5 protein-coding genes are annotated in these 13,109 nt (G+C 57.5%); all 5 read left to right on the top strand.

The genetic code is table 11. The features are described from left to right. On the top strand, positions 1–2,307 hold the full coding sequence (locus QZ298_RS07390; protein ID WP_296007457.1) for a pectate lyase: 2,307 nt from the start codon (positions 1–3) through the stop codon (positions 2,305–2,307). A gap of 98 nt (positions 2,308–2,405) precedes the next feature. Then, entirely contained in the window at positions 2,406–4,007 is a 1,602-nt protein-coding gene (locus tag QZ298_RS07385) for a pectinesterase family protein (RefSeq protein ID WP_296007455.1), read from the top strand. Between the two features lie 42 nt (positions 4,008–4,049). Beyond that, positions 4,050–8,420: a two-component regulator propeller domain-containing protein gene (locus tag QZ298_RS07380; RefSeq protein WP_296007453.1), complete on the top strand. Its 4,371-nt coding sequence runs from the start codon at positions 4,050–4,052 to the stop codon at positions 8,418–8,420. Between the two features lies 1 nt (position 8,421). Further along, complete coding sequence (locus QZ298_RS07375) at positions 8,422–9,645, top strand: glycoside hydrolase family 88 protein (protein ID WP_296007451.1); 1,224 nt, start codon at positions 8,422–8,424, stop codon at positions 9,643–9,645. Positions 9,646–9,850: 205 nt separating this feature from the next. Further along, entirely contained in the window at positions 9,851–13,105 is a 3,255-nt protein-coding gene (locus tag QZ298_RS07370; RefSeq protein ID WP_296007449.1) for a TonB-dependent receptor, read from the top strand. The last annotated feature ends 4 nt before the right edge of the window (positions 13,106–13,109 follow it).

The following is a 13,109-nucleotide window of genomic DNA, read 5'->3' as shown; positions in this document are numbered from 1 at the left end:
ATGAAAAAAATCTTGTTTTTTGCTTTTGCGCTGGTTTGCGCAACAGACGTGGCCGGGTGTTCCGACGACGATATCGATGCTGCGCTGGCCGTTCCGACCGATGTGAAGTGCATGGCGCGCAATGATAGTGCGCTGTCGTTCGTCTGGAACGTCGTGGAAGGCGCTAAGGATTATCATTATCAGTTCACTACGGGCGACGGCCGCACGCTCTTTACCAATACGGTCGCCGAACCCCAGGTTACCGTATCGGGGCTTGTTGCGTCGACTTCCTACCGTTTCCGCGTGCAGGCTTGCGGTGCCAGCGGCATCGCTTCGGAGTATTCGGCTTATCTCTCGACCGAAACTTTGGCGCCCGGTCAGAGCGAAAAGGCCGGTCTCGACGTGCCCGTTCCTCAGCAGACGGCAGCTGCGGTTTCTTCGGTTACCTTGGAGTGGGCCAAGGTCGCCGGTGCTGCGAAATACGCTTACCGCTTGACCAAGGTCGTTGATCAAACCGTTGTCAAGAGCGACGAGACGACCGAACTTTCGGTCGAGATCGGAGAGTTGGAGGCCGCCACCGAATATCGGTTCGCTGTGCAGGCGTTGGCAGGCGATTCGGAACTCTACGCCGATTCGGAGTTTTCCGAGGAGTTGACGGTCAAGACCGCTTCGGAAACCGAGACGCCCGATCCCGGTGCTCCGGTTGCGTTCAAGTTCCCCGCCTCCGAGCAGGACGGAGTAATCCGTGCTTTCCCCGGTGCCGAGGGTGCTGGCATGTATACTACGGGCGGCCGCGGCGGTAAGGTTTATCACGTCACTACGCTTGAGGACGACGAGAACAACCAGGGATCGATCCGTTGGATCGTGCAGAAGTGCAAGGAGCCGCGCATCGTCGTGTTCGACGTGGCCGGCGACATCATCCTCAATTCCGATCTCAAGATCAACACGGGCAACATTACCATCCTGGGCCAGACCGCTCCGGGGGAGGGTGTCTGCTTGTGCAACAAGCAGTTGTCCATTTCGGCGAATAACGTGATTGTCCGTTATATGCGTTTCCGTCCGGGCGACAACCAGAAAGCCAACCCCAAAGATGACGGCGCAGCGGCCGACGGTCTGGACGCCATCGGTTCGCGCGGGTGGAAGAATATCATTCTCGACCATTGCTCCATGTCGTGGAGTTCCGACGAGTGCGCGTCGTTCTATGTCATGAAGAATATGACCATGCAGTGGTGCCTGATGTATGAATCGTTGCGCAACGGCAACCACGGTAAGGGTTCGCATGGTTACGGCGGTATCTGGGGCGGTGCTCCGGCTTCGTTCCACCACAATATTCTGGCCCACCACGACTCGCGCAACCCGCGTCTGGAAGGCCCCGAGCGTTACAGCGATTCGGTCGATCCCGACGCCAATGCTACGGCCAATGGGATCAAGACTGCGGATCGCATGTTGGATTTCCGCAACAATGTGGTTTACAACTTCTGCAACTTCGGTGCTTACGGCGGTGTGGGCATCACGATGAATTTCGTGGGCAACTACTACAAATGGGGGCCTGCATCGTATCTGGGTTGCGGCCCGACTTCTACGGGCGGCGCCAATGTGATCAAAAAACGCAAGGAGTTCTTCGTGGCCGATACTTATTACGACGGCAATAAACTCGCCGAGAAAGGCAAGTGGGTCGAGGGCAATCCGAATATCTATTTGGGTAACAACAGCAATGTGCTCGACACTTCGGTCGCTTCGTCGGATAGCGACAAGCAGATCGGCCCGCGCATCACGGCCGACAACACGCAGGGCATGGCTTGGGGTACGACCAAGGGGAGCCTGGCGCCTAATTTCGTAGCGGTTTGGACGTGGGCCGAAAAGAACTATCCCGTTTTGGCCGACGGCACGCCTTGCAGTGTTACGACCCACTCGGCCCAGGGGGCTTTCGACCGGATGGTGCAGTATTGCGGTGCTTCGCTTCGTCAGGATGCGGCCGACCGTCGCGTTTTGGCCGACGTGAAGAACGGCACCGGCACGTCGGGCGAGAATGCCGGAGGCAACAAGAGCTGGTATGGCATCATCGATTCTCCCTCGGACAAGGGCGGCTATCCTGTGCTCACGGCCACCCAGGAGGAGATCGACCGGATCAAGGATACCGACGGCGACGGCATTCCCGACTATTACGAGACTTTGTTCGGTCTCGATCCCGCCAATGCTGCCGATGCAGCTTTGAAGACGCTCGATCCCCAGCAGCTTTATACCAATTTCGAGGTCTATGCTCATTATCTGGTGCAGGATATTGTCGAGGCCCAGAATGCCGATGGCAGTTACACCAGTCTGCAATAGTGCGAATATTCGAATCAGAGGGTGTCGGTATGCGTGACACCCTCTTTTTTAGTTAGTTATCCATGAGGCGTTTATTCTTTTTTTTAGTTTTTCTCTGTTTGGCTTGCGGCGTTGAGGCCCAGCCTGTGCGCGTGTTTCTGATCGGCGATTCGACTTGTGCCACCAAAAACCTTGATAAACAGAATCCCGAGCGAGGATGGGGGCACATGTTCCAGCCGTTGTTCGATTCGCTCGTCGTGGTCGACAACCACGCCACCAACGGGCGTTCCACGCTCTCGTTCCGTTCCGAGGGTCGCTGGGCTAAAGTCTTCGACCAGCTCCGCAGCGGCGATTACGTTTTCATCCAGTTCGGACATAACGATCAGAAGATCAAGGATTCGACCCGTTATTCCTCGTCGGCGCAATATGCCGAGAATTTGCGGCGTTATGTTCGTGAGACCCGGCAGAAGGGAGCTACGCCCATTTTGTTGACACCCATCGTGCGGCGTTGTTTCGTCGACGGCGTGTTGACCGACACCCATGCCGGCTATCCCGACGCCGTGCGGCGCATTGCTGCCGAGGAGGAGGTCGCGCTTCTGGATATGGAGCCGCTTACCCGCGAGTGGGTTGCCGCACTCGGCGACGAGGCGTCGCGGGATTATTTCATGTGGGTCGCACCCGGTACTTCGCCGCTTTGCCCCGCAGGCCGTAAGGACGATACCCACCTCAATGTCCGCGGGGCGCATGTCGTTGCCCGTATGGTGGCGGATCTGCTTCGTGAGCAGGTTCCCGAGTTGGGAAGGCACTATTGTCCGGTCGATTTCGTCGTGGCCAAGGACGGTTCGGGCGATTTCTTCACGCTCGGCGAGGCCATAGCCGCCGTTCCCGATTTTTGTGGCAAAACGACGACGATCGTCCTTTGCGAGGGTCTCTACGATGAGAAGATCGCCATTCCTTATACCAAGCGCAACGTGCGGCTCGTCGGCCGGGGCATGCCCGCCGTTTCCGGTGGAGGTTATGCCTCCAAAACCGGTGTTACGGGTGCGCCGATGGGTACTTCGGGGTCGTCGACCGTTTATTTCGGCGGCGACAACTGGGCGGTCGACGGGATCGTCTTCGCCAATGTCGCAGGACGTGTCGGCCAGGCCGTCGCCGTGCAGACGCTCGCCACCAATCTGGTGTTCCGGAATTGCCGGTTTCTCGGCGATCAGGACACCCTCTACCTCTACGGAAAAGGTAACCAGGATGGACATACCGTGCCGGACAACACTTGGGTGCGTTTCGAGAATTGTTATATCGAGGGCACGACCGATTTCATTTTCGGGGCTGCTGCCGCGCTTTTCTCCGGTTGCGAAATCCATTCTAAAGCCGATTCTTACATCACGGCGGCTTCTACTTGCAAGGGCATGCCGTGCGGTCTGGTCTTCGTCGGCTGCCGCTTGACGGCCGACGAGGGCGTCACGAAGTGTTACCTGGGGCGCCCGTGGCGCGACCATGCGCAGACTTTCTTTGTCGACTGCGAGTTGGGCGCTCATATCCGCCCCGCAGGGTGGCATGATTGGGGCAAACCCCAGGCGCACCGAACCGCCCGTTATGGCGAATGCGGTTCGACCGGCCCCGGAGCCGCACAGGCTTCGCGCGTGAAGTGGGCCGTGCGCCTTTCCGAAAAGGAGGCGGCTCGGGCGATCGCCCTTTGTGAAAAAAATGCGGATTTCCGATAAATTTTCGCTATCTTTGTTTGAGACGGAATTTTGCATAGGCGAATGAAACGATTGGCATTGATTTTTTTTGTGTTGTGCTGCCGGATGGCCGATGCGGTCGCTTCCGGGGCGCCGCAGTGCCTTTTTCAGTATTATTCCGCCCTCGACGGACTCACGCACGACCGTATCGCCGACATCTACACCGATTCGCGCGGATTCGTGTGGGTCTGCACTTGGTATGGCGTCAGCCGGTTCGATGGGTATGCGTTCAAGAACTTTTCCACCGTTCCGGCCGATTATTCTCCTTTGACCCACCATCGGTTCGTCTCGGTAAGCGAGGATGCCGACGGGCATCTGTGGTTTCTTACCTACAATTTGCACCTCTACCGGTTGAATAGATATACCGAGCGATTCGAGGACGTGGCCGCACAGATCGAGGGTGTCGATTCCAAGCATTACCGCGCGCTTTTTTGCCGGCACGACAGCCGGGGCGGCACTTGGGTGTCGATTTCCGGCGTGGGCGTCGTGCGGTTTTCCGGTTCGGGCGATGCTGCGCCCGTGCAAGCCGATGCGCTCTTCGATTCCAAGACTTTGGGCGGCGAAGTCGCCGCATTGTTCGTCGACGGGCAGGATAATGCCTGGATCGCCGCCGAGGACGGGTCGATCAACTTGGTTGCTGCCGCGGCTCCCGATTCCGTGCGCCGAATTTTCTGTATGCGGGAACCCGTTGCTGCTTTCGATGCCGATAGCGAGGGTATTTACGCGCTCTCGCGTTCGGCGTTCGTTCGGATCGGCAGCGATGGCGCTTCCGTGGCAGAGTTGCCCGGTGCGCGTGCCGAGTTGACCTGCATGGCTCTCGATAAGGTTAATCGGAGGGTCTACGTAGGCGGTCGCACCGGCGAGTTGTATCGGGTCTCCGACGACCGGCTCGTGCTGTTGTCGCCCAAGGGCGCCCGGCTTTCGCGCATCCGCAAACTCGATGTCGATTCGCATGGCGTCGTGTGGGTTACCACGCCCGCTACCGGCATCACGCGTTACAATCCTGCTACGCACGATTACAAGCACTTCGAGCAGGAGCCTTATACGGTTTCCTATAACATCGATACGTTGACCCATATCGCCGAGGGCGGCGGGCGCCTTTGGGTCAAGATGAACAATTACGGTTTCGGTTACTATGACAGGGAAAACGATCGCATCGAGCCGTTTTTCAACGATCCCAAGCGTCCCGATTGTCAGATGACCAACGCCGTCGTGTGCTTCGACGTGCACGACGACGTGTTGTGGCTTTCGACTTATTACGAGCGCGGTTTGCGCCGGGCCGTGGTTTTGCGCCAGCCGGCCGAGGTCTTTCCGCTGCCCGATTCGGGCGGCGGGGCGGCGGAGTTGATGGGCGAAATCCGGGCTTTGATGAAAGATCGCTGCGGCCGCATGTGGGTCGGTACGCGCGACGGCGAGTTGATCGCCTACGATGCCGCGTGGAGTCCCGTTTTCAAACTGCCTTCGTCGCCCGGAATGATCTATGCTCTCAAGGAGGATTCCCGCGGCCGGATTTGGATCGGTACCAAAGGGGCAGGACTGCTCTGCCTGACTCCCGACGGTTCCGGTTTTCGGCAGCGGCGTTACGTCCATTCCGATGCGGATGCTTGGTCGTTGAACAACGACCAGGTTTATTCCGTCGAGGAGGATGCTTCGGGGCGCATCTGGGTCGCCACCTACGGTGGCGGCATCAATCTGTTGGAAGACTCCGAGCAGGGACGTTTCGTCCATGCGGGCAATTGTCTGAAAAACTATCCCATCGACGAGGCATGGCGCGTGCGGTGGTTGTTGTCCGACGGGCCGGACAGGATGTTGGCCGCCACGGTCGACGGGTTGTTGGTGTTCGATCCTTCGGAGAACGTCAAGAGGATGAAGTTCCGGCTTGCGCAGAAGATTCCCGGCGATGCGGCTTCGTTAGGCAACAACGACATCATCCATTTGTACAAGGATACGCAGGGACGCGTCTGGCTGGCTACTTATGGCGGTGGGTTGAATCTCATCGTCGGTTACGATGATGCGGGCGTTCCGCGCTTCGTCAGCTATGACCGTTCGCGGGGGCTGCCCGGCAACATCTGCATGGCTGTTACCGAAGATGCCGCGGGCGATTTGTGGGTCGCTACCCACAATGCCGTGTCGCGGTTCGACCCCCGGAGGGAGATTTTCCATAATTATAATCTCTACGACAACATGCGCAACGTCATCTTCAGCGAGGCTACGGCGGCCGCTTCGGCCGACGGCCATGTCGTTTTCGGCGGCGGGCGCAACCTCTATCGCTTCGATCCGGCGAAGATGCGCGATGCGAAGATCGACTATCGATTGAGTTTTACCGAGCTTGAGGTACTCAACAAGCCCGTCGTTTCGGGGGCTGGGGCGCCGCTTGCCGTCTCCGTTACCGAGAGCGACAAGATCGTGTTGCCGTATGATTTTTCCAATTTCCGACTTTCGTTCGCTTCGTTGAACCATGCCATTCAGCATGCGGTCGGTTATATGTACAAGTTGGAGGGTTACGATTCCGATTGGATCCTCGCAGGCAATACCAACGACGCTTCCTATTCGAAACTTCCCGTCGGCAATTACCGCTTGCTCGTCAAGGCGTTCGCCGGCAATGTCGATGCCGCCGACCAAGGCATCGCGATCGATATTGTCGTGCGTCCGCCCGTGTGGCTGACTTGGTGGGCCAAGTTGTTGTATCTGCTTTTGGCGGCCGGGGGCATCTATGCCGCCTGGCGCGTGGCCGATTCCGTCCTGCGTATCCGCCGGGATGCCAAGGTCGAGCAGGATTTGACCGATCTGAAGTTGCGGTTCTTTACCAATGTCTCGCATGAGTTGCGAACGCCCATTACCTTGATTTTAGGCGGTATCGAGGACGTGCAGCGCCACGATCAGCTTTCGCCGCGAGGCAGGAGCAGCCTTACGTTGGCTTACCGCAATGCCAAGCGCATGCTCACGCTTATCAACCAGTTGCTCGACTTCCGCAAGATTGTCAAGGACAAGATGGAGTTGAAGATTTCGCGCGTCGATTTGGTGCCTGTGGTCGAGGATGCGCTCGACGATTTCCGCGAAATGGCTTCCGAGCGGCATATCGATTTGTTGTTTACCGTTTCGCGGCGTTCGATCCTCGTGTGGGTCGACATCGAGCGGATCGAGAGCGTGATCTACAACTTGCTGTCCAACGCCTTGAAGTTTACCCCTTCCGGCGGCAAGATCGAGGTCATCATCGCCCAGCGCGATGCCGAGGAGTGCGTCACGCTTACCGTGCGTGACACCGGCATCGGCATTCCGCGCGACAAGTTGAGTGTCATTTTCGAGCGGTTCGTGCAGGCTTCGCGGGCCGTCGATTCCCACATGAAGGGTTCCGGCATCGGGCTTTCGCTCTGTCGGGACATCATGACGCTGCACCACGGCGATATTTCGGTCGAGAGCCGGCCCGGCGAGGGTTCGGCCTTTACCGTGCGCTTTAAGACGGGCAACGCGCACTTCGGCATGGAGCAGATCGACTTCTCGGGAGACTCCGACCGCGACGGCAAGGCCGATTATATGGTCAGCGACTTCACGTCGGTCGACAGCCAGCGCCGCACCGATGTGCAGCCGCCCAAGGATGCGCAGAAGATTCTCCTCGTGGAGGACAATCCCGAGTTGCGGGTCTTCATCTATAACAGCTTGATAGACACCTATGCCGTCATCGAGGCCGACGACGGCGTCGAAGCGTTGGAGAAGATCCGCAGCCAGATGCCCGATATCGTGGTTACCGATTTGATGATGCCCCGCATGGATGGTATCGAGTTGATCGACAAGATTCGCCACGACTTCTCGATGAGTCACATCCCTATCGTCATGCTCACGGCCAAGCATTCGCCCGACGACCGGTTGAAGGCCATGGAGTTCGGCGCCGACGGTTACATTACCAAGCCTTTCAGCATCGAGTTGCTGTTGGCGCGCATCGACAATCTGTTGACCCAGCGGCGCAAGCTCTTCGAGAAGTTCTCGTCGCAGTCGGCGCGCAACAAGGTCGCCGAGTTGACCGTGGAGGATGTCGTGGTAACCGACCGCGACGAGGAGTTCATCAAGAATGTGATGTCTTGGTTGAGCAAGAACATCGAAAATTCCGATCTCACGATCGACCAGTTGGCTGCGCATCTCGGTCTGGGCCGCACCACTATGTATAACAAGCTCAAGAGCCTCACGGGCAAGTCGCCCGTCGAGCTTCTGAAGGAGTATCGTATTACCAAAGCCAAGATGTTGCTGCGCACGGGGCAGTTCTCCGTCTCGGAGGTCGCTTATAAGGTCGGCTTCTCCGATCCCGGTTACTTCAGCCGTTGTTTCCGCGAGCAGTTCAGCATGTCGCCCGCCGAATATCTCCGAACCCATAATCTGAAACAAAACCAAGAACCAAAATAAGATGAAACGAACCTTATTCTTCGCAGGCTTCGCATTGTTGGCGCTCTCCGTTGCCTGCTCGGGGCGCCGGTCGCTCCTCAACGGGAACGAGTCTTTGGCCGTACGGATGGTCGAGAGCGAAATCGCCCGTCATCCGTCGCCCGCGACGCTCGATGGCATTCCCGAGGGCAAGATAAAATGGAATTATACTACCGGTCTGGAATTGTTGGCCATGATCGATGCCGCCAATGCTTACGGGCGTTCCGATTTCTACGACTATGCCCTGCGCTACTATGACACCATCGTGCGGCCCGACGCTTCGGTCATTACCTACAAGAAAGAGAAGTACAACCTTGATCATGTTTGCCCCGGCCGCCCTCTTTTCATCATCGCCGAACGTACCGGCGAGGCGCGCTATGCCCAAGTGCTCGACACGCTTTTCCGGCAGTTGCAGGAGCATCCCCGCAACGATGACGGCGGTTTCTGGCACAAGCAGGTCTATCCCCATCAGATGTGGCTCGACGGTCTCTACATGGCCGAGCCGTTCTATGCCGAGTATGCCGTGAAAAAAATGGGCGGCAGCGAGTCGTTCCGGAAGTTGAAATCCGACATCGTCAGCCAGTTCGTATTGGTGGGCAAACATACCTACGATCCCGCCACGGGGCTTTACCGCCATGCCTGCGACGTCGCGCGCGAGCAGTTCTGGTGCGACAAGACTACCGGACAGACGCCCCATGCTTGGGGCCGCGCGATGGGGTGGTATGCCATGGGCCTCGTCGAGACGCTGCAATACCTCGGCGTCGACGAGACTACGCAGCCCATGGTCGATATTCTCAACCATATCTATGAGGTGCTTCCCAAGTTCGCCGATCCCCAGACCGGCATGTGGTACCAGGTGCTCGACCAGCCTGGCCGCGAGGGCAACTACCTCGAAGCTACCGGATCGATCATGTTCGTCTATGCCATGTTGAAGGGCGTGCGCCTGGGGTATCTTCCCGCTGCGATGCAGTCCGAAGCCATGCGCCTCTACGAGCGTTTCGTCGAGCGTTTCGTGCGCGAGAATTCCGATGGCACGATCTCCATCATCGACTGTTGCGCCGTGGCCGGTCTCGGCGGCAAGGACATGCGCGACGGTTCGTTCGACTATTACATTTCCGAGCCGATCATCGAGAACGATTGCAAGGGCGTCGGCCCGTTCATCTGGGCTTCGATGGAATACGATCGGCTGTGTGGCCGGCTTCGTTGATTTTTTTGTGGTGCGTGTATGGGCGGAACCGGCTTGTTGTCAGTCGGTTGCAGTTCGTGTTCGCTTGCTTTGCCCGGATGTTGCTTCGGGCGGAGATGTCATTTTTTACATGAGAAGTGATAAAATTTACAGTCCGATCGGTGCAACTATGTTTACTTTTGTTATAAGCTAAAAAACACTTAACCTATTTATAAAACCTTAAACTATGACAGAGAGCTTTTACTCGTTCGCCAGATGGGCGCTACGTCGCGTAGTGCTTGTTTTGGCATTTGTCGCTTTGACGCATGGGGGGGGGTACGCGCAGTCGCGTACGATCTCCGGTGTCGTTAAAGATTCGCAAGGGCCGGTGCTCGCGGCTACGGTCGTGGTCGTGGGTACGACGGTCGGTGTCTCCACCGGACTGGACGGAGACTTCACGATCAGCGTGCCGGCCGATGCGAAGCAGCTGAGAGTTTCCTACATCGGTTACGACGATCAGCTCGTCGACCTGATGCCGTCGAAGACCGCTTACGAAATTTTCTTGAGCGAGTCGACGAACGTCATGGATGAAGTGGTCGTGGTCGGTTACGGCGTTCAGAAGCGCAGCGACCTGACCGGTTCGGTTTCGTCCGTGAGTTCGAAGGTGCTTGAGGCGATGCCCGTATCGTCGGCTGCCGAGGCCATCACGGGCCGTATGGCCGGTGTCCAGGTAACCACCTCCGAGGGCGGTCCCGACGCCGAGATCAAGGTGCGCGTGCGCGGCGGCGGTTCGATTACCCAGGACAACTCGCCCTTGTTCATCGTCGACGGCTTTCCCGTTTCGACCATCAACGATATCGCTCCCGGCGACATCCAGTCGATCGACGTCTTGAAGGACGCTTCGGCTACGGCTATCTACGGTGCGCGCGGTGCCAACGGCGTCGTGATCGTCACTACCAAGTCGGGCAAGGAGGGCAAGACCTCGGTTTCGTTGAACGTCTACCTCGGTTGGAAGGAGCTGGCCAACGAACTCGACGTGCTCGATTCCTATGAATATGTCATGTCGCAGTACGAGTTGGCCAATTACAAGTCGAGCACTTGGAACGACGATACGTCGTTCATGCGTTATTATGGTGCTTACGGCGACTTGGAGTTGTACAAGAACATGAAGACGACCAACTGGCAGCGCGAGATCTTCGGGCGTACGGGTTTTACCCAGAACTACAACGCTTCGATTACCGGCGGTTCCGAGAAGGTCAAATATAATATCGGTCTCACGCACATGGACGACGAGAGCATCATGATCGGTTCCGGGTTCATGCGCAACAACCTCAATGCCAAGATCAACGGCCAGATCGCCAAAGGCCTGACGTTCGATCTGACCGCACGTTATTCCTATACGTCGGTCATCGGCGCAGGTACTTCGACCGAGGGCGGTTCTTCGGTGGCCCGTCTGAAGCATGCCGTGCGTTACATGCCTACGGCCGGTATTTCCGAGATGTTGCCCGAGGGCGACGATTACCTCGAAGAAATGCTCGTCTCCAACTCCGCCGAGTTCTTGAACCCCGTGGACATGACCAACGACGAGTATAAGAAGTCCGTGCGCCAGCGTCAGACTTACAATGCCGCGTTGAACTGGGAGATCATCAAGGGGCTGACGTTCCGTTCCGAGTGGGGCATCGAGCTTTACGACGAGAAGAACGACACGTTCTACGGTCTGGCTACTTCGAACGCCCGCAAGAACAACCTCGCTCCGCTGGCCATGAAGGAGAAGAAAGATTCCTACCAGTGGCGTATCGCCAATACGATGACCTATGCCAATACGTTCGCCGAGAAGCACGACCTCACGGTCATGGTCGGTCAGGAGGTCGTGTCGAGCGTCTCCAATTCGTTGAAGGTCGAGGCTCGTTACTTCCCCAAGTCCACTACGCGCGAAGTCGCTCTGGCCAATATGGACCTCGGTACGCCGCGTCCGATCAGCACGAGCGTCGGCACGCCCAACAACATGGCTTCGTTCTTCGGTCGTGTGAATTATTCGTTCGACGATCGTTATATCTTGACTGCTTCGTTGCGTGCCGATGGTTCGTCGAAGTTCGCACCCGGCAATCAGTGGGGTTACTTCCCCTCGGCTGCCGTCGCTTGGCGTATTTCGCAGGAGGAGTTCATGAAGAGTTCGGAGGAATGGCTTTCGAACCTCAAGTTGCGTTTCTCGTTCGGTGCTTCGGGTAACAACCGCATTTCCAACGACCTCTACCGTTATGTTTATTCCGTGTCGTCGCCTCCCAAGATGTACGGTATCAACGGCGTCGAGCAGGCGATCATGACTCCTTCGTCGGCATTGCCCAACCCCGAGTTGAAGTGGGAGACCACCGTTACCCGCAACCTCGGTGTCGACTTCGGTTTCTTCAACAACCGCTTGTCGGGTAGCGTCGATGTTTATTGGAACACCACCAAGGACTTGCTCATCGGTGCTTCGATCCCCGCTTCGTCGGGTTTCAGCTCGCAGTTCCAGAACATCGGCAAGACCTCCAACCGAGGCGTCGAGGTCGTCCTCGACGGTGTGTTGGTCGACAAGAAGAACTTCCGTCTCTTGTTGAGCGCCAACCTTTCCTATAATAAGAACCGTGTCGACGCTCTGGGTTATGCCCAGACCATGTTGCAGGGTTCGGGTTGGGAGTCGACCATCAGCGGTGTCGGCGATTACCTCGTCGAGGTGGGCAAGCCCATCGGCCAGGTTTACGGTTACCGTTGCGACGGTTTTTATACGGTCGATGATTTCAACTATACGTACGATCCCGATTCCGGTACGGCTACCTGGACGCCCAAGGACGGCGTAGAGTCGTTGCCTTACGGCGGTTCGCCGATGCCCGGCGCCATGAAGATCCGCGACCTGAACGGCGACGGCAAGATCGATTCTTCCGACCGCGAAGTGCTGGGTTGCGTGCAGCCGACCGTTACCGGCGGTTTCAACCTCTCCGCGACGTTCTACGGAGTCGACGTGGCCGCTTACTTCAACTACAGCATCGGCAACAAGGTTTACAACGCCAACAAGATCGAGTTTACCTCGACGTTCAACACCCGGCGTTACGGTAACCACCTCGGCATCATGCGCGATCGCTTTACCTACATCGACAAGCAGACCGGTACGACGTTGCTCAACGATATCGACGCGCTGCGCGCTGCCAATGCGAATGCCAAAATATGGACGCCGGTCAATATCACGCGCGGCGTGATGACCGACTGGGCTTTGGAGGACGCTTCGTTCCTGCGCCTGTCGAACGTCACGGTAGGTTACACCTTGCCCGAGAAGTGGACCAAGAAGATCGGCATGTCGCGTTTCCGCGTCTATGTGACGGGCACCAATCTGTTCTGCCTGACCGATTACAGCGGTTACGATCCCGAGGTCGATACGCGCCGTTCGACGCCGTTGACGCCCAATGTCGATTACTCGGCATTTCCGCGTGCCCGCCAGGTTGTCGTAGGTGCCAACATTACATTCTAACCTG

Origin of the sequence: uncultured Alistipes sp. (assembly GCF_910580175.1) — a bacterium.
Taxonomy (GTDB): domain Bacteria; phylum Bacteroidota; class Bacteroidia; order Bacteroidales; family Rikenellaceae; genus Alistipes.
Note: the sequence above shows the minus strand (reverse complement) of the source record. Positions and strands in the feature narration are given on the sequence as shown.

What these genes read in the sequence shown, in the direction of transcription:
- QZ298_RS07390 (WP_296007457.1), top strand. Translation starts at nt 1, where the DNA reads ATGAAAAAAATCTTGTTTTTTGCTTTTGCGCTGGTTTGCGCAACAGAC.
- QZ298_RS07380 (WP_296007453.1), top strand. Translation starts at nt 4,050, where the DNA reads ATGAAACGATTGGCATTGATTTTTTTTGTGTTGTGCTGCCGGATGGCC.
- QZ298_RS07375 (WP_296007451.1), top strand. Translation starts at nt 8,422, where the DNA reads ATGAAACGAACCTTATTCTTCGCAGGCTTCGCATTGTTGGCGCTCTCC.
- QZ298_RS07370 (WP_296007449.1), top strand. Translation starts at nt 9,851, where the DNA reads ATGACAGAGAGCTTTTACTCGTTCGCCAGATGGGCGCTACGTCGCGTA.